General features: G+C 71.3%; 21 protein-coding genes, 1 tRNA gene and 1 pseudogene. 6 read left to right on the forward strand and 17 right to left on the reverse strand.

Going from position 1 to position 24,444, the window contains the following annotated elements:
- Positions 1 to 87 precede the first annotated feature (87 nt).
- Together DY218_RS05420 and DY218_RS05425 are read left to right on the forward strand one after the other, a co-directional pair.
- Entirely contained in the window at positions 88 to 1,335 is a 1,248-nt protein-coding gene (locus tag DY218_RS05420) for an amidohydrolase family protein (protein ID WP_128554748.1), read from the forward strand.
- A 194-nt stretch (positions 1,336 to 1,529) separates the two neighbouring features.
- On the forward strand, positions 1,530 to 2,186 hold the full coding sequence (locus DY218_RS05425) for an SDR family oxidoreductase (RefSeq protein ID WP_128554749.1): 657 nt from the start codon (positions 1,530 to 1,532) through the stop codon (positions 2,184 to 2,186).
- A 75-nt stretch (positions 2,187 to 2,261) separates the two neighbouring features.
- On the opposite strand, the gene DY218_RS05430 is transcribed toward DY218_RS05425, so the two are convergent.
- Positions 2,262 to 2,343 (reverse strand) — tRNA-Tyr (locus DY218_RS05430).
- Between the two features lie 177 nt (positions 2,344 to 2,520).
- Between DY218_RS05430 and DY218_RS05435 the strand changes: the two genes are divergently transcribed.
- Entirely contained in the window at positions 2,521 to 3,009 is a 489-nt protein-coding gene (locus tag DY218_RS05435; protein WP_128554750.1) for a YajQ family cyclic di-GMP-binding protein, read from the forward strand.
- Between the two features lie 88 nt (positions 3,010 to 3,097).
- Here the strand turns inward: DY218_RS05435 and DY218_RS34850 are convergent, their stop codons facing one another.
- From DY218_RS34850 to DY218_RS05510, 16 genes and pseudogenes are all read right to left on the reverse strand, one after another.
- The gene (locus DY218_RS34850; protein ID WP_233521384.1) at positions 3,098 to 3,916 is read right to left on the reverse strand and encodes an MSCRAMM family protein; all 819 of its coding nucleotides are present in this window, start codon (positions 3,914 to 3,916) and stop codon (positions 3,098 to 3,100) included.
- Positions 3,917 to 3,934: 18 nt separating this feature from the next.
- Positions 3,935 to 6,178 (reverse strand): annotated as a pseudogene (locus DY218_RS05440) (MMPL family transporter); the annotation flags it as partial.
- A 145-nt stretch (positions 6,179 to 6,323) separates the two neighbouring features.
- Entirely contained in the window at positions 6,324 to 6,923 is a 600-nt protein-coding gene (locus tag DY218_RS05445; protein WP_128554752.1) for a TetR/AcrR family transcriptional regulator, read from the reverse strand.
- A 248-nt stretch (positions 6,924 to 7,171) separates the two neighbouring features.
- Complete coding sequence (locus DY218_RS05450) at positions 7,172 to 7,438, reverse strand: GlsB/YeaQ/YmgE family stress response membrane protein (protein WP_128554753.1); 267 nt, start codon at positions 7,436 to 7,438, stop codon at positions 7,172 to 7,174.
- Between the two features lie 218 nt (positions 7,439 to 7,656).
- Entirely contained in the window at positions 7,657 to 8,055 is a 399-nt protein-coding gene (locus DY218_RS05455; RefSeq protein ID WP_128554754.1) for a YccF domain-containing protein, read from the reverse strand.
- A complete protein-coding gene (gene htpX / locus DY218_RS05460) occupies positions 8,052 to 8,915 on the reverse strand; it encodes a zinc metalloprotease HtpX (protein WP_128554755.1) in 864 nt (287 codons plus the stop codon). The genes DY218_RS05455 and htpX overlap by 4 nt, the downstream gene beginning before the upstream one ends.
- Positions 8,916 to 9,087: 172 nt before the next feature.
- Complete coding sequence (locus DY218_RS05465; RefSeq protein WP_128554756.1) at positions 9,088 to 10,611, reverse strand: NADH-quinone oxidoreductase subunit N; 1,524 nt, start codon at positions 10,609 to 10,611, stop codon at positions 9,088 to 9,090.
- On the reverse strand, positions 10,608 to 12,194 hold the full coding sequence (locus tag DY218_RS05470) for a complex I subunit 4 family protein (RefSeq protein WP_128554757.1): 1,587 nt from the start codon (positions 12,192 to 12,194) through the stop codon (positions 10,608 to 10,610). Before DY218_RS05470 ends, DY218_RS05465 begins: the two co-directional genes overlap by 4 nt.
- 3 nt (positions 12,195 to 12,197) lie before the next feature.
- Positions 12,198 to 14,207 carry an NADH-quinone oxidoreductase subunit 5 family protein gene (locus DY218_RS05475; protein WP_128554758.1) on the reverse strand — a complete coding sequence of 670 codons (2,010 nt, stop codon included), beginning with the start codon at positions 14,205 to 14,207 and terminating at the stop codon, positions 12,198 to 12,200.
- Entirely contained in the window at positions 14,204 to 14,602 is a 399-nt protein-coding gene (nuoK, locus tag DY218_RS05480) for an NADH-quinone oxidoreductase subunit NuoK (protein ID WP_128554759.1), read from the reverse strand. The genes DY218_RS05475 and nuoK overlap by 4 nt, the downstream gene beginning before the upstream one ends.
- Positions 14,602 to 15,282, reverse strand: coding sequence for an NADH-quinone oxidoreductase subunit J family protein (locus DY218_RS05485; RefSeq protein WP_128554760.1), 681 nt, complete (start codon positions 15,280 to 15,282; stop codon positions 14,602 to 14,604). Before DY218_RS05485 ends, nuoK begins: the two co-directional genes overlap by 1 nt.
- Entirely contained in the window at positions 15,279 to 15,851 is a 573-nt protein-coding gene (locus tag DY218_RS05490) for a 4Fe-4S binding protein (RefSeq protein ID WP_128554845.1), read from the reverse strand. The genes DY218_RS05485 and DY218_RS05490 overlap by 4 nt, the downstream gene beginning before the upstream one ends.
- A gap of 113 nt (positions 15,852 to 15,964) precedes the next feature.
- Complete coding sequence (locus DY218_RS05495) at positions 15,965 to 16,933, reverse strand: complex I subunit 1/NuoH family protein (protein WP_128554761.1); 969 nt, start codon at positions 16,931 to 16,933, stop codon at positions 15,965 to 15,967.
- Positions 16,930 to 18,972: an NADH-quinone oxidoreductase subunit C gene (locus tag DY218_RS05500; RefSeq protein WP_233521371.1), complete on the reverse strand. Its 2,043-nt coding sequence runs from the start codon at positions 18,970 to 18,972 to the stop codon at positions 16,930 to 16,932. The genes DY218_RS05495 and DY218_RS05500 overlap by 4 nt, the downstream gene beginning before the upstream one ends.
- Positions 18,969 to 19,592 carry an NADH-quinone oxidoreductase subunit B gene (locus tag DY218_RS05505; RefSeq protein ID WP_233521372.1) on the reverse strand — a complete coding sequence of 208 codons (624 nt, stop codon included), beginning with the start codon at positions 19,590 to 19,592 and terminating at the stop codon, positions 18,969 to 18,971. Before DY218_RS05505 ends, DY218_RS05500 begins: the two co-directional genes overlap by 4 nt.
- On the reverse strand, positions 19,583 to 20,056 hold the full coding sequence (locus tag DY218_RS05510) for an NADH-quinone oxidoreductase subunit A (RefSeq protein WP_233521373.1): 474 nt from the start codon (positions 20,054 to 20,056) through the stop codon (positions 19,583 to 19,585). Before DY218_RS05510 ends, DY218_RS05505 begins: the two co-directional genes overlap by 10 nt.
- A gap of 397 nt (positions 20,057 to 20,453) precedes the next feature.
- Between DY218_RS05510 and DY218_RS05515 the strand changes: the two genes are divergently transcribed.
- The 3 genes from DY218_RS05515 to DY218_RS05525 all read left to right on the forward strand — a co-directional run bounded on the left by DY218_RS05515 (position 20,454) and on the right by DY218_RS05525 (position 24,284).
- Positions 20,454 to 21,638 carry a sensor histidine kinase gene (locus DY218_RS05515; protein WP_128554762.1) on the forward strand — a complete coding sequence of 395 codons (1,185 nt, stop codon included), beginning with the start codon at positions 20,454 to 20,456 and terminating at the stop codon, positions 21,636 to 21,638.
- A 190-nt stretch (positions 21,639 to 21,828) separates the two neighbouring features.
- A complete protein-coding gene (locus DY218_RS05520; protein WP_128554848.1) occupies positions 21,829 to 23,172 on the forward strand; it encodes a sensor histidine kinase in 1,344 nt (447 codons plus the stop codon).
- A 452-nt stretch (positions 23,173 to 23,624) separates the two neighbouring features.
- Positions 23,625 to 24,284 (forward strand): response regulator transcription factor, encoded by a 660-nt coding sequence (locus tag DY218_RS05525; RefSeq protein WP_325051970.1) that lies wholly within the window; start codon positions 23,625 to 23,627, stop codon positions 24,282 to 24,284.
- Positions 24,285 to 24,444 lie beyond the last annotated feature (160 nt).

Here is a 24,444-nt window from a genome sequence, read left to right on the forward strand (position 1 = left end):
GCACGGCCCCCATAGGACCGCGCCCTAGGCTCGTCCCACGCTGCGTGATCTTGATCTTCCGCAGCCGTACGACCTCCCAGGAGTGCGATGCCCGACAGCCAGCCGCAGCCACGCCGTGACGGTGCCGCCGAGGACACGAGCTCCCTGCTGCTCACCGGAGCCAAGCTCACCGACGGCAGGACGGTCGACGTCCGCATGGGAGGCGGGCGCATCGAGGCGGTGGGTACCGCGGGCAGCCTGACCGCCCATTCCGCGCGCGTGGACCTCGCCGGCCATCTGCTGCTGCCGGCACCCGCCGAACCACACGGTCACCACGCCACAGCACTGACCGCCGACACCGACGGCCCCGTCCCGTACGACGTTCCGGACATCCAGCGGCGCACCACCGAGTCCGCGCTGCTGCAGCTCGGGCACGGGGCCACGGCCTTGCGTTCGCACGTACCGATCGGCGGCGTGCAAGGGCTCGGGCCGATGGAGGCGGTGCTGCAGGCCCGGCGTTCCCTGCGCGGGCTCGTCGATCTGACCGCCGTCGCGGTGCCCCGGCTGCTCACCGGTGTCGCGGGCGCCGACGGCCTCGCGATGCTGCGGGACGCGGTCAAGATGGGCGCCGGTGTGGTGGGCGGCTGCCCGGATCTCGATCCGGATCCCACGGGGTACGTGGAGGCCGTACTCGAAGTGGCCGCGGAGCACGGGTGCCCCGTCGACCTGCACACGGACGGGGCCGATCCGGCCCGGCTCGCCCGCCTCGCGTCCATGGCAGGCGGTCTGCGTCCGTCGGTGGGCATCGGCCCGTGCTCGGGCCTCGGCAGGCTCCCCGCCCAGGCCGCGGCCCGTGCGGCGGAGGGCCTCGCCGCGGCGGGCGTGACGGTCGTCTGCCTGCCTCAGGGCGACTGCGGCGGCCTGGAGCAGCGCGGTACGGGAGCCGCTCCCGTACGGCTGCTGCAGGCGGCCGGGGTACGGGTCGCGGCCGGCAGCGGTGCGCTGCGGGACGTGGCCAATCCGGTGGGTCGTGGCGACCCGTTGGAGGCCGCGTATCTGCTGGCGTCGCAGCACGGCCGCACCCCTGCGGACGCGTACGCCGCCGTGAGTTCGACGGCGCGGGCCGCGATGGGGCTGCCCGAGGTCAGGGTCGAGGCCGGCTTTCCCGCCGAACTCCTCGCCGTACGCGGCGAACGTCTCGGGAGCGTGCTCTCCCTCGCGTACAGCCGAGTGGTGGTGCACCGGGGGCGGGTGGTGGCGCGCACCAGTGCCGTACGTGAGTACTGCGACTCGGCGGCGGCCGTCGCGCTCGACCTGCCCCGTCAGGGACGGTCCCAGGGGAACGGCACGGCGTGAACACGGCCCGGCCGCCCGGACATTGACCACGCGCGCGTAGTCGGCGGTCGGGGGACACATGTCGACGGTCCGCAGTCGGTGGCCACTGGTCGACTCGGGGAGTCAATCGCAGGCATACGTCTGAACGTTCAGGAATTCCGGGGCGGTACGCGGTCGCACGGCAGGAGGGCGCCGCCCGGCGTACGGTCGAAGACATGCGCATTGTCATTGCTGGAGGACACGGTCAGATCGCGCTGCGGCTCGAGCGGCTGCTCGCTGCGCGCGGTTACGAAGTCGCGGGCCTGATCCGCAATCCCGAGCAGGGCGACGACCTACGGGCGGCGGGCGCCGAGCCGGTCACCTGCGATCTGGAGTCGGCCACGGTCGAGGAGGTGGCGGCCCATCTGCAGGGTGCGACAGCCGCCGTCTTCGCCGCGGGCGCGGGCCCCGGCAGCGGCACCGAGCGCAAGGGGACGGTGGACCGGGGCGCCGCCGTGCTGTTCGCCGACGCGGCGGAACGTGCCGGAGTGCGCCGCCACATCGTGGTCTCCGCCATGGGCGCCGACGTCGGCCACGAGGGGGACGAGATCTTCGACGCGTACCTGCGGGCCAAGGGCGCGGCGGACGACCACGTACGCAGCCGCACCGGCCTCGACTGGACGATCCTGCGCCCCGGCATGCTCACCAACGACGCCGGCACCGGACTCGTACGCCTGGAGGCCTCGACGGGCCGCGGCCCGATCCCGCGCGACGACGTGGCCGCCGTACTCGCCGACCTCGTCGACACCACGGCCACCGCGGGACTGACGCTGGAGCTGATCAGCGGCTCCACGCCCGTGCCGGTCGCGGTGAAGGACGTCGCAGGCAACTGACACCGGCGGGCCCGAACACGAGAAAACCCCTTCCGCACTGCGAAGTCGCAGTACGGAAGGGGTTTCACCTTCATGTGGCGGCGCCAGGATTCGAACCTGGGAAGGCTGAGCCGGCAGATTTACAGTCTGCTCCCTTTGGCCGCTCGGGCACACCGCCGGGGTGGCTGCTCGAAGCTGTGGGCTCCGTGGCAACGACGTAAACGATACCCGATGCCCAGGGGTGGTTCGCCACCCGGTTGATCGGGGGTGGGGCGGCCCCGGGGTGGGCCTAGGCTTTGCCATGCACCCCGTACGCAGAGCGGTATACGCACATCGATACAAGGAGCCACAGGACATGGCCGACTCCAGTTTCGACATCGTCTCGAAGGTCGAGCGGCAGGAGGTCGACAACGCCCTCAACCAGGCCGCCAAGGAGATCTCGCAGCGCTACGACTTCAAGAACGTGGGCGCATCGATCTCCTGGTCCGGCGAGAAGATCCTGATGGAGGCGAACTCCGAGGAACGGGTGAAGGCGATCCTCGACGTCTTCCAGTCGAAGTTGATCAAGCGCGGCATCTCCCTCAAGTCGCTCGACGCCGGTGAGCCGCAGATCTCCGGCAAGGAGTACAAGATCTTCGCCTCGATCGAGGAGGGCATCAGCCAGGAGAACGCGAAGAAGGTCGCGAAGATCATCCGGGACGAGGGTCCCAAGGGCGTCAAGGCGCAGGTGCAGGGGGACGAGCTGCGTGTCACCTCGAAGAGCCGTGACGACCTGCAGTCGGTGATCGCCCTCCTCAAGGGCCGCGATTTCGACTTCGCCCTGCAGTTCGTCAACTACCGGTGACGCCTGACGCATTGAGGTGAGCTGCGGAGAAGTCCCCGGTCGGCGGTGTGCCGGCCGGGGACTTCTCCGTTCGTGGCGCGCTGCGTGACTACGGCCGGTCGTGGCTCAGTTCGATGTCGAACTCGGCGGCGTCCGGGCCGTGCGCGTGCAGTACGTTCGCCACGGGCGGGTAGCCGCTGGCGATCACGGAGTACTCACCGGCGTCGAGATCGGTGAACGCGTAGGCGCCGTCGTCGCCCGTGGTGGAGGTGGCCACCACATCGCCCGCCGCGTCCAGCAGCGTGACCAGGGCGTCGGGCAGCGGGCCGCCGTTCGCGGCGGATCGTACGGTGCCGTGCACGCGGGCGGTCGCCACCAGGTCGAACTCCAGGCGGGAGGCGGTCCGTTCGCCGGTCTCCACCGGCTGCGCGGCCGGCCGGAAGCCCGGAGCGCTGACGGTGACCGTGGCCGCGCCGGAGGTCAGCTCCTCGAAGTCGAAGCCGCCGCTCTCGCCGGTCGTCCCGGTGGCCAGCACCTCGCCGTCGGCATCGGTCACCACCACCCGGGCGCCGGGCACGGGCGCACCGTCGGGGCAACGGACCAGTCCCGCAGGGCCGTTGGACGGGGTGAGCCGGATGTCGTAGCCGAGGACGTCCTCGCGTACGACGACCTGGGCCGCCTGGGGCTGGTGGCCGTCGGCCGCGACGATCAGGCCGTAGCTGCCGGGGCCGGGCACGTCGAGGTCGTAGGACCCGTCGGTGTGGGCCGTGGAGCGGCCGAGCTGGCCGCCCGTCGCCGAGATCAGGGTGACGGCGGCGCGCGGCAGGCCCTCGCCCGCGGCGCCCCGGACGGTGCCGCGGATTCCTGCGCCGGCGAGGGCGAGGGAAGCCGCCGGGACGGCGTCCGCCGCGGCCGGCTCGGCGTCCACAGGAGCCGCCGGGCCCGAACTCGCCGAAGCGGCGATGTACTTGCTCAGGCCCTCGCCCTCGACATCGACGTTCGGCAGTGCGCGGTCCAGCCAGCGCGGCAGCCACCAGGCCGCTCGGCCGAGCAGGGCGAGTACCGCGGGCACGATGGCCATGCGTACGACGAACGCGTCGAAGAGCACCGCGATGGCGAGGCCGAAGCCGATCATCTTGACCATCGACTCGCTGGAGCCGATGAATCCGGAGAAGACCGCGATCATGATCACGGCGGCCGCGGTCACCACGCGCGCACCGTGCCGGAATCCGGTGACGATCGCTTCCCGCGGGCTCTCGCCGTGGACGTAAGCCTCCCTCATCCGGGTGACCAGGAAGACCTCGTAGTCCATCGCCAGGCCGAAGACGACGCCCACCATGAAGATCGGCATCATCGACATGACCGGGCCGGTCTCCTCGACGCCGAGCAGCGAGCCGAGCCAGCCCCACTGGAAGACCGCGACGACGGCGCCGAGCGCGGCGAGCACCGACAGCAGGAAGCCGAGGGCGGCCTTGAGGGGCACCAGGACCGAGCGGAAGACCACGATCAGGAGCAGGAAGGCCAGGCCGACGACGAGCGAGAGATAGGGCAGGAGCGCGTCGTTCAGCTTCTGCGAGACGTCGGTGTTCATCGCGGTGGTGCCGGTGACCAGGACGTTCGCGCCGGTGTCGGCCTTGAGGTCGCCGCCCGCGTCGCGAATGGCGTGCACCAGGTCCTCGGTCTCGACGGAGGACGGCTTGGAGTCCGGGACGACGCTGATCATCGCGGTGTCGCCGGTCTTGTTGAACGTCGCCGGCGTCACCGTGGCCACGTTGTCGAGGCCCTTGACGGTGCTTGTGACCTCCTTGACGGCCTGCTTGGGGTCGTCGCTGGAGCCGGCGTCGACGACGACCATCAGGGGGCCGTTGAAGCCGGGCCCGAAGCCCTCGGAGAGCAGGTCGTAGGCCTTGCGCTGGGTGGTGCTTGTGGGCTGTGCGCCGTCGTCGGGCAGGCCGAGTTCGAGCGAGGAGGCCGGTACGGCGGCGGCGCCGAGGCCGAGCACCGCGAGGAGCAGTACGGCGACGGGGTGGCGCAGCACGAAGCGTGCCCAGCGGGTGCCGGCGCCCTCCTTGGCCGGGGGCTCGTCGCCCTTGGCCGGGGGCTCGTCGCCGGTCGCCGCGTGCGCGGGGCGGTCGTCCTGCTGCGTCTGCTTCTTGCGGCCGCGCTTCCTGCGCTTCGCGCCGGCGGGACGTACGCGCCGACCTGCGTAACCGAGCAGCGCCGGGATCATCGTGAGCGCGATCAGGACCGCGATGACGACCGTTCCCGCGGCCGCGACGCCCATCTTGGTGAGCATCGGGATGTTGACCACCGCGAGGCCCACCAGGGCGATCACCACGGTGAGTCCGGCGAAGACCACGGCGGAGCCCGCGGTTCCGACCGCGCGTCCGGCGGCTTCCTCGCGTTCGCGCCCCTCGGCGAGCTCGGCCCGGAAGCGGGAGACGATGAAGAGGGCGTAGTCGATGCCGACGGCGAGGCCGATCATCATGGCCAGGATCGAGGTGGTCGAGCCCAGGTCCATGACACTGGCGAGCGCGGTGATCGTGGAGACTCCGATGCCGACCCCGACGAGCGCGGTGAGCAGCGGCAGTCCGGCCGCGACCAGCGAGCCGAAGGTGATGACGAGGACGACCGCGGCGACACCGATGCCGATGATCTCGGTGGCGCCCGTCTCGGGCACCGCCTGGAGCGCGTCACCGCCGATCTCCACGGTCAGGCCGGTGTCGCGGGCGTCCTTCGCGGTGTCCTCGAGCGCGTCCCGAGAGGCGTCCTCGAGCTCCATGCCGGAGACCTTGTACGAGACCTGGGCGTAGGCCGTCGTACCGTCCCGGCTGACCGCCTTCGCCTGGAACGGGTCCATGACGGAGGCGACTTCGGAGTCCTTGCCGAGCTCCTTGACGGTCTCGCGCACGGTGTCCCGGTTCTCGGCGGACGAGATCTCCTCGCCGTCGGGGGCCTTGAAGACCACGCGCGCGGTGGCACCGTCGGCGCTGGCGCCGGGGAACCGTTCCTCCAGCAGATCGAAGGCCTTCTGGGCCTCAGTGCCGGGGATCGAGAACGAGCTGTTGCCCGCCACCGGCGCCTGGGAGGCGCCCACTCCGGCCAGCGCGAGCAGGGCCACCCAGAGCAGGGTGACGACATGGCGCCGCCGGAAGGCGAGCTTGCCGAGTTTGTACAGGAAAGTGGCCACGAGGACGTAACTCCCGGTCAGGTCGTGGTACTTGGGCCAGGCGGCCCTGGGGCATGGAGCATCGGCCCGACGACGTGAGCGGTCGCGTCAGGTGCTGCACTGCGGGGATCCCCGCGTACGGCGGTGTACGCGCGGGGTGGGGAGGTCAGGCGCCGAGGGCGGGGAGCACCACGGCTTCGATGTACGAGTGGAGGAATTCCTGGTCCGGCGGCAGCTCGTCGATCAAGGCACGGGTCCCTATCGCTCCGACGAGCATGTGCAGGACGTAGTCCATGGCCGGGTTGTCCGGGCGGATCTCGCCCCGGTCGACGGCCCGCTGCAGCACCTTGCGCAGCTCCGCGAGCTCCGGCTCGATGAGCAGTTCCCGCAGGGCCTGGCGCAGGTCGGGGTTGTGGTGCACCGCCGTCGCAAGGCCTCGCATCAGCGCGGAGGAGCGTTCGAACTCGCAGTCGTCCTGCTGCCCGTGCAGGGTGTGCAGATCGCCGCGCAGGCTGCCGGTGTCGATGCCGCCGACGCCGTCGACGCCGAGCGGTTTGTTGTGCCGCAGGGCGCGGACGACCAGCTCGGCCTTGCCGCCCCACTGGCGGTAGAGGGTGGCCTTGCTGGAGCGGGTGCGGGCGGCGACGGTGTCCATGGTGAGCGCCTCGTAGCCGACCTCGCCGAGGAGGTCGAGCACCGCGCCGTACAGCTCGGACTCGCGCTCGGGCGTGATCCGGCTGCGACGGCTCGTCGCGGCTTCAGCCATGTTCTGTGCACCTTCCGCTGATGTCGTTCGGCAGTTCCACGGCTTCGCGCCTCGGCGCAGGGTACGCCGCCGGAACGAAACTGTTTCGTACTCGTCCGAGAGTAACCCCTGGGCGCTGCGAAACGAAACCGTTTCGTACGTGGCCCGGGTCACGGTCCCGCAGGGCTCGAGCCCGCCCGGTGAACGCAGAAGCTGCCGCCCGACGAATCGGGCGGCAGCTCGGTGACGGGATGTGGCTGTGCGGGCGGTCAGCGCCGCGAGTGGCCGAACAGCAGCCGGTAGCCGATCAGCAGCACCAGCGAGCCGCCGATCGCCGCGACCCACGTCGCCCCGTCGTAGAAGTCGGTGGATATCGGCCGGTCCAGGAAGCGGGTGGACAGCCAGCCGCCGACGAATGCGCCGGCGATGCCGATCAGCGTCGTCCCGACGAGTCCCCCCGGATCGCGGCCCGGCAGCAGGATCTTGGCGACGGCTCCCGCGAGGAGTCCGAGAACGATCCAGCTGATGATGCCCATGCCGTGGCCTGCCCTTCGTGCCTGGTGAACGCGCTTGCTGCGGGGGCCCGTCGGCGGTGTCCGCCGCGGCGGGCTCGCCCCCGGAGCGGATACCCCGGGCCGGCGAACGTACGCCCGCGCGCGTCACACCCGTGGTGGTGTGCTGTGGTGAAGGACGAGCAACAGGCGCCGCGCGGTTGCCTGTACGGGCGCCCCTGGCGCAGTGCGCGCCCGGCGGGTCACCAGCGGGTCGTGGCGAACGCCTGGTCCGTACTGACGACTTCGCGGCCCAGCGGCATCAGGGAGACCGGGATCAGCTTGAAGTTCGCGATGCCCAGCGGGATTCCGATGATGGTGATGCACAGCGCGATACCGGTGGCGATGTGGCCGAGCGCGAGCCACCAGCCCGCGAGGATCAGCCACAGCACGTTCCCCACGCAGGAGGGCGCGCCCGCGTCACGGCGCTCGACGGTGGTGCGGCCGAAGGGCCACAGTGCGTACCCGCCGATCCGGAAGGCCGCGATGCCGAACGGGATGCCGATGACGGTGATGCACAGCAGCACTCCCGCCAGCAGATATCCCAGGAACAGCCAGAAGCCGCTCAGGACCAGCCAAATAACGTTCAGAATTGTCTTCACTGCTGGCGACCTGCCATCTGCTCGAGCCGGGCGATTCGCTCCGCCATCGGCGGATGCGTGGAGAACATCTTCGCCATTCCCTGCCCGGGGCGAAAGGGATTCGCGATCATCATGTGGCTCGCCGCCTCGATCCTGGGCTCGGGGGGAAGCGGCAGCTGCTTCGTCCCCGCGTCGAGTTTCCGCAGGGCGCCGGCCAGGGCGAGCGGGTCGCCGGTGAGCTGGGCGCCGGAGGCGTCCGCCTCGTACTCGCGGGAGCGGCTGATGGCGAGCTTGATGACGGAGGCCGCGATCGGGCCGAGCAGCATGATCAGGAGCATGCCGAAGATGCCCGGTCCCTCGCGGTTGCTGGACCCGCCGCTCGGGATCAGCCAGGCGAAGTTGACCAGGAACATGATCACCGAGGCGAGGGCGCCCGCCACCGAGGAGATCAGGATGTCGCGGTTGTAGACATGGCTCAGTTCGTGGCCGATGACGCCGCGCAGTTCGCGCTCGCTCAGGATGCGCAGGATGCCGTCCGTGCAGCAGACCGCCGCATTGCGCGGATTGCGGCCGGTGGCGAAGGCGTTGGGCGCCTCGGTGGGCGAGATGTAGAGCCGGGGCATCGGCTGGCGGGCCTGGGTGGAGAGCTCACGCACCATCCGGTACAGCTGCGGGGCCTCGAACTCGCTGACCGGGCGGGCGCGCATGGCGCGCAGGGCGAGCTTGTCGCTGTTCCAGTACGCGTACGCATTGGTGCCGAGGGCGACGAAGAGGGCGATGAACAGGCCCGTGCGTCCGAAGAAGCCGCCGATCACGATGATGAGGGCCGAGAGCCCTCCGAGCAGCAGAGCGGTCTTCAGACCGTTGTGACGGCGGTGCACGGTGCGCCCTCCTGGTGGTGCGGCAGGGGAACCCTCGGCTTACTGGTCACTCTCCAGTGGACCCTCCCTACCTGGTCAACGCCAGGCGGTGGGCGCGGGTTCCCCGGGCCATGGGGAGGTGTGCTCGGCCGATCGGGTGAGGTGGGCGGGGCGGTGCCCTTCGGGCAACCGCTCAGAACAGCACGCCCTCCGAGAAACGCAGGACCAGTTGCGGTGCCCCGGACAGGGCGACGGCTACGACCGCCGTGAGGGCCACCGCACCGGTGAGAGGAAGCGGGAGCCGTACGGGAGCCTGCTGCGGGGCGTCCACGCGCGCGCGGAACAGGACCGCGGTCCAGCGCAGGTAGTAGACCAGCGCGATGACCACGTTGACCGCCATCACCACGGCCAGCCAGCCGAGTCCGGCGTCGACCGCCGCCGCGAACACGGTGACCTTCGCGAACAGGCCGATGATGCCGGGCGGCAGGCCGGCCAGGCAGAGCAGGAAGAACCCGAGCGCGAGGGCGGCGAGCGGGCGCCTGGCGTACAGGCCCCGGTAGTCCTCGATCCGGTTGCGCGGCCTGCTGCGTGCGACGAGGGAGGCGACCGCGAACGCGCCCAGGTTCACCGCCGCGTACATCAGGGCGTACGACACGGTGGCGCCGACCGCCCGCTCGGCGCCGGCCGCGTCGTCCGCGTAGGCCGCCGATGCGATGGGCACCAGGAGGTAGCCGGCCTGTCCGACGGAGGACCAGGCGAGCAGTCGTACCGCGCTGTACGCGCGCGTGGAGCTCTGTCGCAGGGCGGCCGCATTGCCGACCGTCATCGTCAGACCTGCGAGGACCGCCATCACCGGTCCCCACACGTGGGCGTACGACGGGAACGCGACGACCGTGACCAGGATCAGACCGGTGAAGCCGACCGCCTTGCCGACCACCGAGAGATAGGCGGCGACCGGGAGCGGCGCCCCGATGTACGTGTCGGGCACCCAGAAGTGGAACGGCACCGCGGCGGTCTTGAAGGCGAAGCCCACCAGAGTGAGGGCAACTCCCGTCTGCGCCAGGGTCGTCAGGGCCGGGTCCACGTCGTCGAGCGCGGTGGCGATCTCGGTCAGATGCAGCGTGCCCGTCGCCGCGTACACGAAGCTGGCGCCGAGCAGGGTGACGGCGGTGGCGACCACCGAGGACAGGAAGAACTTCAGGGCCGCCTCGGCGGAGCGGCGGTCGCCGCGGCGCAGGCCGACCAGCGCGAAGGCGGGCAGCGAGGCGACCTCGAGGGCGATGACCAGGGTGGCCAGATCGCGGGATGCGGGCAGCAGGGCGGCGCCGGCGGCGGACGAGAGCAGCAGGAACCAGTACTCACCCGCGGGGAGTTCGGCCTCGCCGCCGCGGTTCTCGCGCAGCGGACCGACCGACAGGAGGGCGGTCACCAGGGCTCCGGCCAGGACCAGGAACTGGATGACGACGGTGAAGCGGTCCGCCGTGTAGCTGCACACCGCCGTGTCGCCGGTCAGGCAGAACGTGGACCGGTCGCCGTCGAGCAGCAGGAGCAGGGCCAGCGAGGCGGCGGCGAGGCCGGCCACGGACAGCCAGGCGAGCAGGCCCTTGCGGCCGGCCGGCACGAACAGGTCGGTGACGAGCACGAGCAGGCCGGTGAGCGCCGCGATGGTCGGCGGCGCGATCGCCAGCCAGTCGACGGACTGGACCAGGGAGGTCATGCCTTGCCTCCTGCGAGGAGCTGCTGCACGGCCGGGTCGGTGAGGCCGAGCAACAGCGCGGGCCAGAGTCCGGCGAGGACGGTGAGGGCGACGAGCGGGGTCCAGGAGGCGAACTCGTAGCCCTGGACGTCGGCGAGACGGGGTGCGTCCGGTGCGTCGGCCGCCGGTGGCGCGCCCATGCAGACGCGGCGGACGACGATCAGGAGGTACGCGGCGGTGAGCAGGGTGCCGATGCCGGCGATCACCATGAAGGTCAGGAAGGCGCCCCGGTGCAGCCCTTCGGCAGGCCGGAAGGCGCCGAACAGGGCGAGCATCTCGCCCCAGAATCCGGCTAGTCCGGGCAGTCCGAGGGAGGCGACGGCGCCGAAGGCGAGCAGTCCGCCGAGGCGGGGCGCGCGGCCGTAGAGTGCGCCGCCCGTCTCCCGGGCGAGCGCGTCGAGATCGGTACTGCCGGTGCGGTCCTTGAGCGCGCCGACCAGGAAGAACAGCAGTCCGGTGATGAGTCCGTGGCCGATGTTGGCGAACAGCGCGCCATTGACGCCGGTCGGTGTCATCGTCGAGATGCCGAGCAGTACGAAGCCCATGTGGCCGACGGACGAGTACGCGATGAGCCGTTTGAGGTCGCCGCCCGCGCCCTTGCGTGCCAGGGCGAGGCAGGCGAGCGATCCGTAGATGATGCCGACCACCGCGAAGGCGGCCAGATACGGCGCGAAGACGCTCATGCCGTCCGGCGTCGCCGGCAGCAGGATGCGCACGAACCCGTACGTGCCCATCTTCAGCAGGACGCCGGCCAGCAGCACCGAGCCGACGGTCGGGGCCGCCGTGTGGGCGTCCGGGAGCCAGCTGTGCAGCGGCCACATCGGGGTCTTCACGGCGAGCCCGATCCCGATCGCCAGAACGGCCATGACCTGCACCGACTTGGTCATCCCCGAGCCGTTGTCAGTGGCGAGTGCCACCATGTCGAACGTGCCTGAATCGAGGCCGATGACGAGGAGGCCGAGCAGCATCACGACGGAGCCGAGCAGCGTGTAGAGGATGAACTTCCAGGCGGCCTGGGCTTTTTGTGCGCCGCCCCAGCGGGCGATGAGGAAGTACATCGGGATGAGGACCATCTCGAAGGCCAGGAAGAACAGCAGCAGATCGAGGACGGCGAAGGTCGCGAGCGTGCCGGACTCGAGGACGAGCAGCAGGGCGACGAATGCCCGGGGAGACGGGCCCGCGGGCATCTTGAAGTAGCTGTACAGCGCGCAGAGGAAGGTGAGCAGGGCGGTGAGGACGACGAGGGGGAGCGAGATGCCGTCGACACCGAAGTGGAGCCGCACGTCGAGGGCGGGGATCCAGCTGATGTCGGTGGTCGCCTGCATCGTGGCGGGGTGGTCGTGGTCGAAGCCCACGGCGAGGACGAGGGCCGCCAGGAGTACGGCACCGGTGACGGTGACGCCGTGCCGGAGCACGGCCTGGTCGGGGGACGTGCCGCGCAGTCCGGGCGGCGCCGGAAGGAGGGCCGCGCCTGCGCCGACGAGCGGTCCGGCCACCACGACGACAAGGACGAACTGCAGGACGGTGTCGGAGATATCGATCACGGCTCAGGCTCCCGCTGTGACGAGTACGGCGGCGACGGCAAGGACCACCGAGCCGGCGAGCAGCACGCTCAGATAGGTCTGCACATTGCCGGTCTGCGCCCGGCGCACGGCTGTTCCGAGGAGCCGTGGCAGGGCCCCCGCACCTCGTACGTAGGTGTCGACGACCTCGCGGTCGAGGAAGTGGACGAGGCGGGCCGCGGCGCGCGTGGGGCGGACGAAGAGGCGGTCGTAGAGCGCGTCCAGGTGGAAGCCCGTGGCGGCGTGCCGGTGCAGCGGTCCGAGCAGCAGCCGGCCGGGGTCGGCGGGGTCGTGCGCGGCGCCCGGTGATCCGTAGGCCGCAGTGTGCGTGGCGATGGACTCGGCCTCGGACACGGCGGGTTCGGCGTCGGGATGGGCGGCGACGGCGCCGAGCGGGACCCGGGCGGCGAGCGCGGTGGTGTGCCGCCAGGCGCCGTAGGTGACGAGTCCGCCGACGAGGGCGACACCGGTAGCGAGGACGGAGGTGGTGACGGTCGGGGTGAGCGCGTGCCCGTCGAACCAGCCGGGGAGCACGCCGACGGTCAGGCCGAAGGCGACGGTGGGGACGGCGAGCACCCAGAGCACCGCGTTCATGGCGAGCGGCTGCCGGCCGTGGTCGGGCGCCTCGGTGCCGTGGCCGCGGAAGGCGAGCAGCCACAGACGGGTGGCGTAGGCGGCGGTCAGCAGGGCGGTGACCAGTCCGGAGACGAGCACGATCAGTCCGGCAGAGCCGGGTACGGCGTCGGCGTGGCCGGTGGCGGCGTGCTCGGCGGCGGCGAGCACCGACTCCTTGGAGAAGAAGCCGCTGAAGGGCGGGATCGCGGCGAGCGCGAGGAGCGCCACGGTCATCGTCCAGTACGCGTCGGGGATCCGGTCGCGCAGGCCGCGCATCCGGCACATCGCGGAGAGGGAGTTGGTGCCCGCGGCGTGGATGATCACGCCGGCGGCGAGGAAGAGCAGCGCCTTGAAGGCGCCGTGGGACAGGAGGTGGAAGGTGGCGGCGCCGCGTTCGCCGACGGCGAGCGCGCCGGTCATGTAGCCGAGTTGGCCGATCGTCGAGTAGGCGAGCACCCGCTTGATGTCGTCCTGGGCCAGGGCGGCCAGGGCCGAGCCGATCATGGTCGCCGCGGCCATCGCGGCCAGTACGACGAGGGCCGCGGCGGAGGAGGTGAAGACGGGAAGGAGCCGGGCGACGAAGTAGACACCGGCCGCGACCATGGTGGCGGCGTGGATCAGCGCGGAGACGGGCGTGGGACCGGCCATCGCGTCCGGCAGCCAGGTGTGCAGCGGGAACTGGGCGGATTTGCCCGCCACGCCTGCGAGCAGCAGCAGGGCGATCAGGGTCGGGTGGTCGAGCCCGCCCTCCGCGACGGTGCGCAGCACGGTGGCGATCCGGAACGACCCGGCGTCCACGGCGAGCGCGAACAGACCGAACAGGAAGGGGACATCACCGAGCTTGGTTACCAGGAAGGCCTTCAGGGAAGCGGCCCGCGCCTCGGGCGTCTCCCAGTAGTGCCCGACCAGGAAGTACGAGCAGATGCCCATGACCTCCCAGCCGACCAGGAGCACCATGAGATCGCCGGTGTAGACGACGAGCAGCATCGCGGCGGTGAAGAGCGAGACCAGCGCCGCGTACGACGGATAGCGCGGGTCGTCGCGCAGATAGCCCGTGGAGTAGATCTGCACACAGGAGGCCACGAGGGCGACGAGTACGGCCGCGAGGGCGGCGAAGCCGTCGAGGTTCAGGGCGAGTTCGACGGAGACGGGGCCGGTCGGCAGGACCAGGCCGGTCGGGGTCAGTTCGGTGGCCGCGGTGATCGGTTCGCCGCCGCCCTGGCGTACGGCCGCGACGACGGCGAGCGCGAGCGCGGTCAGGGTCGGCAGTACGGCGAGCGGCCGGACGAATCCGGGTGCCCGGCGGCCGAGCAGCAGCCCGGCCACGGATCCGAGGAACGGAAGGAGGGGGACGAGGGCGGCGAGGGTGGTGGTCGTCACGCGGTGGCCTCGGCCTTCTGTCCCGCCGGGCGGGCCGCGTCGGAGCTGTCTCCGGACGGGTCGTCGGGTGGTTCGGGGCCGTCGTCCGGTTGTTCCGCGGTGTCGCGCAGACCGTCGATGTCGGAGCTGCCGCGGTTGCGGTACACGAGCAGGACGATCGCCATGCCGATGCCGATCTCGGCGGCGGCGACGGCGATGGTGAAGAGGGTCAGCGCCTGGCCTGCGTGCAGGGCGTCGCGCAGCCAGACGTCGAAGGCGACGAGGTTCAGATTGACGGCGTTGAGCATCAGCTCGACCGACATCAGGACCAGGATCGCGTTGCGGCGGGCCAGTACGCCGTAGAGCCCCGTGCAGAACAACAGCGCGGCCAGCACGGCGGGATAGGCGAGATGCATCAGCGCGGCTCCTTGTCCCGCTCGCCGGGGGTGGTGCCGGAGGCTCCGTCCTTGCCGGATTCCGGGCTCTTGCCGGATTGCGGGTCCTTGCTGGCTTGCGGGTCCTTGCCGGATTCCGGCGTTCCGCCCTTGCGGCTCAGCACGATCGCGCCGACCAGGGCCGCGAGCAGCAGTACGGAGAGGGCTTCGAAGGGCAGCACCCAGTGCTTGAAGAGGATCGCGCCGACCGCGTCCGTGGACCCCTGCCGGGTGCCGAGGTCGATCCATGTCGTACGGAAGGCGTCGACGACCACCCAGACGAGGGCGGCCGCGGCGGCGATCGCGACGGCGAGGGCGGGCAGCCGGTTGCCCGAATCGGCGTCCGGGGAACGGCCGATGGGGGCCCGCGTGAGCATCAGACCGAAGAGAAGGAGGACGACCACGGAGCCGACGTAGATGAGCACCTGCACCCAGGCGATGAACTCGGCCGTCAGGAGCAGGTACTCGACGGCGAGCCCGCCGAGTGCGACGACCAGCCAGAGCGCGGCGTGCACCAACTGCTTGGTGGTGACCGTGACAAGGGCGGCCCCGAGGGTGACGAGGCCGACCAGGACGAAGGCGATCTCGACGCCGGTCGGGGACAGGAAGCCGGGGTGGGCGGCGGCGGTGAGCGTTACCGCGCCGCTCGCGGAGGCGGTCATTGCGCGCCCTCCTCTCCGGCTGTGCCCTGCTGGTCCGCCGCGGAGTCCTGCGGTTCCGCCGCGGATTGCTTCTGTTCTGCCGTCGATTGCTTCTGTTCCGCGGCTTCCTGTGCCAGCTTCTCGGCGGCCTTGCGGGCCGCGGCCAGTTCCTTCGGCTCCTCGGCCGCCGCGTCGAGCGCGGGCGGCGCGGGCACGGTCCACATCCAGTCGCGGAGCTTGTCGCGCTCGTGGGTCAGCTCGTGGATGTCCGTCTCCGCGTACTCGAACTCCGGTGACCAGAACAGCGCGTCGAAGGGGCAGACCTCGATACAGATACCGCAGTACATGCAGAGCGAGAAGTCGATGGCGAAGCGGTCGAGGACGTTCCGGCTGCGCTCGCGGCCGCCCGGGGCCGCGGCCGGCACCGTCTCCTTGTGGGAGTCGATGTAGATGCACCAGTCGGGGCACTCGCGGGCGCACAGCATGCAGACCGTGCAGTTCTCCTCGAACAGCGCGATGACGCCGCGCGAACGCGGCGGCAGCTCGGGCTGTGCCTCCGGGTACTGCGCGGTGACGGTCTTCTTCGTCATCGTGCGCAGCGTGACGGCGAGGCCCTTGGCGAGCCCGCTGCCCGGGAAGGAACGCGAGGGTGCGGAGGTCGAGTGCGCGGCAGGCGGATGCGGCGGGTGCTCGGACGGCGGCACTACTGGATCACCACCTTGACGACGCCGGTGAGGGCGATCTGGGCGAGGGCGAGCGGGACGAGGGCCGTCCAGGCGAGGCGCTGCAGCTGGTCCTCGCGCAGCCGCGGGTAGCTGACCCGCAGCCAGATGACGACGAAGGCGAGTACGGCGGTCTTGAGCAGCGTCCACACCCAGCCGAGGCCGTCCGCGCCCCACGGACCGTGCCAGCCGCCGAGGAACAGTACGGCGGTCAGCCCGCACAGGATGACGATGCCGGCGTACTCGGCGAGCAGGAAGAGCGCGAAGCGCAGGCCGGTGTACTCGGTGTACGAGCCGAAGATGATCTCCGAGTCGGCGACGGGCATGTCGAAGGGCGGGCGCTGCAGTTCGGCGAGTCCGGCGACGAAGAACACCAGGGCGCCGACGATCTGCCAGGGCAGCCACCACCACTCGAAGGCGTCGAGGATGCCGGTCAGCGAGACCGTACCCGCGGCCATCGCGACGGAGGCGGCGGCAAGCAGCATGGGCAGTTCGTAGGCGAGCAGTTGGGCTGCGGTGCGCAGGCCGCCGAGCAGCGAGTACTTGTTCGCGGAGGCCCAGCCGGCCATCAGGGAACCGAGTACGCCGACGCCCATCACGGCGAGGACGAAGAAGATGCCGGCGTCGACGACCACGCCGACCGCACCCTCGCCAGGGCCGATCGGGATGGCCACGAGGACGAGGAGGTACGGCAGCAGGGCGACGGCCGGCGCGAGCTGGAAGATCCGCCGGTCGGCGCCCGCAGGGACGATGTCCTCCTTCTGCGCGAACTTGACGCCGTCGGCGACGAGTTGCGCCCAGCCGTGGAAGCCGCCCGCGTGCATGGGGCCGAGGCGGCCCTGCATGTGCGCCATCACCTTGTGCTCGGTCTGTCCGACGATCAGCGGCAGCGCGAGAAAGGCGACAAAGACGACGAGCAGTCGCAGGGCGACATCGAGTACGTCGCTCATACGGCGTCGCCTCCGGCGGGGGTGTCGGGGGGGCTGTCGGGGGCGGGCTGGGGGGCGGTTCCGGTGCCGGGTGCGTTCCGGGTGCCGGGTGCGTTCTCGCTCTCGTTCCCGGTCCCGGTCCCGGGTGCGGGTCGGTTCTCGGGGCCGTCGCCGGTCCCGGGTTCGTCCACGGCCTGGGGTTCGTCCACGGCCTCGGGTGCGGGTCGCCCCGCGGGCTCGGGCGCCGGGTCACGTGCGGGCTCGACGCCCAATCCGGCCTCGCCTGCCGATTCGGCGTCGACTCCCGGTGCCGCCTCGGTGGCATCGGCCTCGGTGGCGTCCACCTCTGCGGCGTCCGGCGCCGCGGCGGTCGGCCGACCACGGCTAGGCTCCGCCCCGGACCCGATCTCCTCCGCGGCAGCAGAATCCCCTGACGGCTCGTCGCCCGGAACCCGCTCCCCGCCCGACGCCTGCGTCCCGGTCCCCGACGGCCCGGTTTCCTGCGGATGAGCAGTCTCCGGTCCCGGCGCAGAACCTGCCGGCTTCCCGCCTCGCGCAGCCTCGGCACCTTCCACCCGGCCGGGATCCCCGGCCGACTCACCCGACGCCCGGTCCACGCGCGAGGCCGCCTCGGCGCCCTCTGCCCCGGCCGAACTCTTCGACGCGGTGACCCTCTTCGCGGAGTCCGACTGCGAGTCCGAGTCGACGGCCGAAGACCGGTCGCCGCCCGCACCCGACTCTGCACGCGACACACGACCCACGTCCGAAGCCGCCCCGGCGCCCTCCGCCCCAGCCGAACCCGACGTCCCGGCAGGCCCTTTCGCGGCGGCCGACCCGGAGTCGGGCTCGGCGTCCGAGGCGCTGTCGGTGTCCGAGGCGCTGTCGGTGTCCGGTGCCGGCTCGGGGCTCGGGGTGCTCTCGTCGTATGCCGGGCGCGCGTGGTGCCAGGGGGCGTCGCCGGAGCGGGGAGCTCCGGGGGAACGCTCCGGCTCGGACTGCGGCGCACCGGACGGGGAGGGTGACGGGTCCTCGCTCACCGGGCCCGCGGGGGCCGGGCGTTGGGAGGCCGAGCCCTCGCCGGCGCTGCGGGAGCGTCGCGGAGTCCGCGGGGCGCCACCCTGCGCCCCACCCGTTCCCGGAGCCGTACTCGTACCCGTACCGGATGCCGTGCCCGTACCGGAATCCGTAGTCCGTCCGGAATCCGCGGTCGTACCCGATGCGGTGGTCGTCCCGGGCGCCGGCCCAGGACCCGCTGCAGTGGTCGCCCCGGACTCCGGTCCAGTACCGGACTCCGGTCCCGTACCGGATCCCGGTCCCGTACCAGACTCCGGTCCCGTACCGGACTCCGTGCTCTGGGACGCCGAGCCCCCGCTCGCACTCCGTGCCCGGCGCGGTGCCGTGCCGCTCGATGCCGAGCCCTCGGCCGCCGTGCGGGTGCGCCGGGCCGGGCGTTCGCCGGCCGCGCGGGCGCCGCGGGTCGGTGCCGGCGGCAACTGGCCCTTCAACGGCCCCCATTCGTTCGGATCCGGCACCCCGGGAGGAAGCATCTGGCGCCGCTTGGGGCCACCGTGCCCGGCGCCCGACTCCCCCGGCTCCTTCGCGCCCGGCCATGCCTTGGCCACGCGCGCGGCGAGGACGAAGTCCTTGCGCAGCGGGTGCCCTTCGAAGCCCTCCGGCAGCAACAGCGGATCGAGCCCCGGGTGTCCGGTGAAGTCGACGCCGAACATCTCGTGCGTCTCGCGCTCGTGCCAGGCCGCCCCCGCGTACACCTCGACGGCCGAGGCCAGTACGGGTGCCGCGTGGGGGACGGTCGTACGCACCAGGAGCCGCCGGGTCGGGTGCAGCGCGACCACATGCGCACAGACACGGAATCCGGCTTCCGCTTCGTCCACCGCGCTCAGCCAGTCGAAATACGTACAGCCGAGCCGTACGCGCGCGGTCTCCAGCGCCGTGATCCAGTCCTGCGGGGGTACGTCGACCGTCAACAGGTCGTACGCCTCCTCGGCCGTGGTCTCCGCGCCGAACAGCTCGGTCACCTCGTCGGGGAGCCAGCCCGTCACCGCTCCCCCTCCTTCGCCGCGGCCGGGGGCGCGACCAGGTCGCTCTGCAGCGCGGCCGCCGACGGACGCGCCGCGCCCTTGCGCCCGTAGCGCTCGCCGAGCGACTCGCGCGCGATCTTCTCCTGCAGCTTGAGGATGCCCTGCAGCAGGGCTTCGGGTCGCGGCGGGCAGCCGGGCACATAGACGTCGACGGGGATGATCTGGTCGACGCCCTTGGTGACCGAGTACGAGTCCCAGTACGGGCCGCCGCAGTTGCTGCAGGCACCGAAGGAGATGACGTACTTCGGCTCGGGCATCTGCTCGTGCAGGCGCTTCACCGCAGGTGCCATCTTGTCCGTGACCGTGCCCGAGACCACCATCAGATCGGCCTGCCGAGGGCCGGGCGCGAACGGGATGACACCGAGCCGGATGAAGTCGTGCCGGGCCATCGAGGCCGCGATGAACTCGATGGCACAGCAGGCGAGGCCGAAGTTGAAGACCCACAGGCTGTAGCGGCGGCCCCAGTTGAGGACCACCTTCATGGGCTGCGGGGCCAGCCGGGCCAGCGGCCCGAGCTTGGCGGGGACGCCGTCGCCGGCGGCTTCGGAGGCGCCCGGTGCGGGGCCGATCGTCACGTCCATGTGAGGACGCCCTTCTTCCAGGCGTAGAGCAGTCCGATGGTCAGGAAGCCGAGGAAGATGAACATCTCGACGAGCGTCGTCGCCCCGTACCCGGGAGCCGCGAAAACCGTGGCCCAGGGGAACAGGAAGATCGAGTCCACGGCGAAGATCACATAGAGGAAGGCGTAGACGTAGTACCGGACCTGGGTGTGCGCCCAGCCCTCGCCGACCGGATCGACTCCGCATTCGTAGGTGAGCAGCTTCTCCGGCGTGGGGACGACCGGCCGCAGCAGACGTCCGGCGCCGAAGGCGACCGCGACGAAGAGCACGCCGACGACGGCGAGGAGGCCGACCGTCGAGTAGCTCGGGAAGTAGTCGGCGGCGAGGCCCTGTGCGGTGTCCGCCGGGGAGCCCGCATCGGCGGGCGCGCGTCCGCCGCCCGCCGCTGTCGCGAAATCCGCCCCGAGAACGGTCGGTTCCGGCACGTCCGCCCCTCGCTCCCTGGTCTCGTCGGCCGCGGTCGCCCCGTGCACACTCCGCGGGAAGCGGGAGCGTCCGGCCGACGACCCTTGATCTGTACGCATGATCTGCGTGCGACTTCCGTACGCACGAGGCGCGCGCATGATCTGTACGCACGGGAGTCTAGGCCCTGCTAAAGAAGCGGTAAGCAGCCCGTCGAGCACAAAGCGCGGGAATGCGCGGGAATGCGCGGAGGTTGTCACGGTCGCTGCCGTCGACGGTGTCGTGGGTGGGGTCCCGGGTGGGGTCCCGGGTGCCGTCCGGGGTGGCGTCCGCAGTGCCGTCCGGGGTGGGGTTTTCCTCAGGTGCTTTCAGGGGTGGACCTCATGGCGCGGGCGCGGTGATCCCGGCAGGCTTGGTGGCATGACAGCACCTGGCACCTCCGTCGGCGGATCCGAGCCCTTGCCCCGCCCGCGTTCCGCTCTGCATGCGCAGACTTGGCGGGAGATCGCACATCTCCTGGCCAATCTCCCGGTCGCGCTCCTCGGCTTCGTGTACGCGACAGTGGTGCTGGCCGCGGGCTCGGGCCTGACGGTCACGGTGGTCGGGCTTCCGCTGCTTGCCGGCGGGCTCGCCGGTGCCCGGTGGATCGGACGGTTCGAGCGGGCGAGAGCGCGTTCGCTGCTCAGGGTGCGGGTCGACGAGCCGAGCCCGCTGCCGCGGGTCAAGGACGAGGGGATGTTCGGGCGGCTGTGGACGGGCCTGAAGGACCCGGTCGGCTGGCGGACGATGCTGTATTCGTTCATCAGGTTGCCGTGGGGCGTGGTGACGTTCACGGTCGGCTTCGTCTCGCTGTTCCTGCTGTGGCCCGTACTGCCCTTCATCACCCGCGGCCTGACGAATGTGGACCGGGCGATGGTCCGCGGACTGCTCTCCCCCTCCGACGAACTGGAGCGGCGCATAGCCGAGTTGGAGTCGGACCGCGGCGTCGTCGTGGACACGGCGGCCGCCGATCTGCGCCGCATCGAGCGCGATCTGCACGACGGCGCGCAGGCCCGCCTGGTCAATCTGGCGATGGGCCTCGGTCTGGCCAAGGAGAAGCTGGTCGAGGGCGAGAGCGACGACTTGGTGGCCGCGATGGTCGAGGAGGCGCACGGCGAGGTCAAGCTGGCCCTGCAGGAGCTGCGCGATCTGGCCCGCGGCATCCACCCGGCGGTCCTCACCGACCGCGGACTCGACGCGGCACTCTCCGCGGTGGCCTCCCGCTGCACGGTCCCGGTGACGGTGACGGTCGACCTTCCGGCCCGCCCCGCAGCGGCGATCGAAGGCATCGCCTACTTCACCGTCTCCGAGCTCCTGCAGAACGTGAGCAAGCACAGCCGTGCCCGTACGGCATCGGTGGACGTGTGGCGCACCGATCGCCGCCTCCTCATACAGGTCGAGGACGACGGACAGGGCGGCGCCGAGCTGAGCGGTGGGTCAGGGATGGCGGGGCTCGCCGAACGCCTCGGTGCGGTCGACGGCCTGCTCGCCGTGGACTCACCGCCCGGCGGCCCCACCACGATCGCGGCGGAGCTGCCGTGGCGGGACCGGGACCGCGACCACTGAGCCGGACCGCCGAGCGGGTCCGCGGTCGGTGACGGCCTCGTTCGGGGGTGGGGAAAACCCCCGGTCGAAGACTGAGACGGACCGCATGGTGCGAGGGCTCCGGACCGGGGAGCCTGGAGGTACGACGGAAAGACCCCGCAGGCTGCGGACAGGCCACTGCAGTGCAGCAGAGTAGAAACGGATGGCAGCGATGGCGACGGACTACGGACACCCGACCCGGACCGGGTTCCCCGGGGACAGCCCCGCCGAGCGGCGCCATCTGCTGCCGCCGGCCCTGCGCGCCCCGTTCGCGGCACGCACCTGGAGCGAGTTCGGGTACATCCTGCTGAGCCTGCCGATCGCCACGTTCACCTTCGTGTTCGCGGTGACGGCGCTGTCGCTCGGTGCCGGGCTCCTGGTCACCTTCATCGGCATCCCGGTCCTTGCCGCGGGCCTGGCCGGTCTGCGCGGGTTCGGCGCGATGGAGCGGATGCGGGCGCGCTCGCTGCTGCGCCTCGAGGTCGGCGACCCGGACCCGGTGCGGCCCAAGAAGTCCGGCGGCATGGCCTGGATCGGCGCCGTCCTCAAGAGCGGCGCCTCCTGGCGCACGGTGCTCTATTCGTTCCTGCACTTCCCGTGGGCGATCTTCTCCTTCGTCGTCGCGGTCACCTTCTGGACGGTGGGCTGGGGCCTCCTGACGTACCCGCTGTGGCAGTGGGTCTTCCCGATGTACACGGGACAGGACGGCATCCAGCTGTACGGCGACGAGACGCACTCGGTGTATCTGAATTCTCCCCTCGAGATCGCCGCCACCGCACTGATCGGGCTGCTCGTGACCCTTGCCACGCCCTGGCTGATCCGGTCCCTGACCATGGTCGACCGGCTGATGGTGACGGGGCTGCTCGGCCCGTCGCTGCTCGCCTCCCGGGTGGTGGAGCTGGAGTCGGACCGTGGCGTCGTGGTCGACACCGCGGCCGCCGACCTCCGCCGTATCGAGCGCAATCTGCACGACGGCGCACAGGCCCGCCTGGTCTCGCTCGCCATGGACCTCGGCCTGGCCAAGGAGAAGCTGCGGGAGGACCCGCAGGCCGCGGCCCGCATGGTGGACGAGGCACACGGCGAGGTGAAGATCGCGCTGCAGGAGCTGCGGGATCTGGCCCGCGGCATCCACCCGGCGGTCCTCACCGACCGCGGACTCGACGCGGCACTCTCCGCGGTGGCCTCCCGCTGCACGGTCCCGGTGACGGTGGACGTGGACCTGGACCGCCGCCCCGCCCCCGCCATCGAGGGGATCGCCTACTTCACCGCCTCCGAACTGCTGCAGAACATCAGCAAGCACTCCGGAGCGTCCCGCGCGATGGTCGACGTGTGGCGTACTTCGGACCGCCTGTTGCTGCAGATAACGGACGACGGTGTGGGCGGCGCGGAGGTGACTGCAGGTTCCGGCCTGGCGGGTCTGGCCGAGCGGATGGACGCCGTCGACGGCATCCTCGTGGTCGACTCTCCGCGGGGCGGCCCGACGACGGTCACGGCCGAACTGCCCTGGCGCGGCTGAGGCGCGGGGGCCGGTCCGGCTGGGGGTCTTCCGGACAGGCAGCCGACAGCAGGGCGCCCACGCAGCCAGCCAGGCGGGCGGGCAAGCAGAAGGCCGGACAATCACCTGCCCGGGCAAGCCCCACCCCGGCGCGTGGTGCCCCAGTGCCGGCAAGGATTCCCGGCGGCAGCGGCGAAAGCCCGCCGGCGGAGGGATGCCCCAGTCGCGGCCGAAAGGCACGGTCGCGCCCCGCAGCCCCAGCCGCCGCCCGAACGCACCGTCCCGCCCAGCAGCCCCAGCCGTCGCCGGAACGCACCGTCGCCGCCGAAAGGCACAGTCGGCGACGGAAGCCCCGGTCATGGCCGGTGATGGATTCGTGGTGTGTGGGCGCGGAGGTTCCCGGATGCTGAGATGCTGGACGGCGTCGGTAGCTGGGGAGCTTCTGGGGGGACGGACGGATCGTGGAGGACAAGGTGCGGGTGGTCATCGCCGAGGATTCAGTGCTGCTCAGGGAGGGCCTGACCCGGCTGCTGACCGACCGGGGGCATGAGGTGGTCGCGGGCGTCGGCGACGCCGAGGCGCTGATCAAGACGATCGGCGAGTTGGACGACCAGGGCCTGATCCCGGACGTGGTGGTGGCGGACGTACGTATGCCGCCGACGCACACCGACGAGGGCGTGAAGGCCGCGGTGCGGCTGCGCCGCGACCACCCCGGCCTGGGGGTCCTGGTCCTGTCCCAGTATGTGGAGGAGCAGTACGCGACGGAGTTGCTGGCCGGGTCGAGCCACGGTGTCGGGTATCTGCTGAAGGACCGGGTGGCCGAGGTCAGGGAGTTCGTGGACGCCGTGGTGCGCGTCGCCGACGGCGGTACCGCGCTCGACCCGGAGGTGGTCGCCCAGCTGCTCGGGCGCAGCCGCAAGCAGGACGTGCTGACCGGCCTCACCCCGCGCGAGCGCGAGGTCCTGGGTCTGATGGCCGAGGGCCGGACGAACTCGGCGATCGCCAGGCAGCTGGTGGTGAGCGACGGCGCCGTCGAGAAGCACGTGAGCAACATCTTCCTGAAGCTCGGCCTCTCGCAGAGTGACGGGGATCACCGGCGCGTACTGGCGGTTCTCACGTATCTCAATTCATGATGTCTGACACATAGTCAGATACGGTCGGGCGAGGCCTCGACGGCGGATCGGGCGTCAGGGCGACGTCAGGCTCGCGTCAGGACCTAGAACCAAAGTACGAACCAAGAGCGTCCTCGAAGAAAGACGCGAGGACTGGCAATTCATGACAAACCGGGACCAT

Source organism: Streptomyces triticagri, assembly GCF_003429565.1.
GTDB lineage: Bacteria > Actinomycetota > Actinomycetes > Streptomycetales > Streptomycetaceae > Streptomyces > Streptomyces triticagri.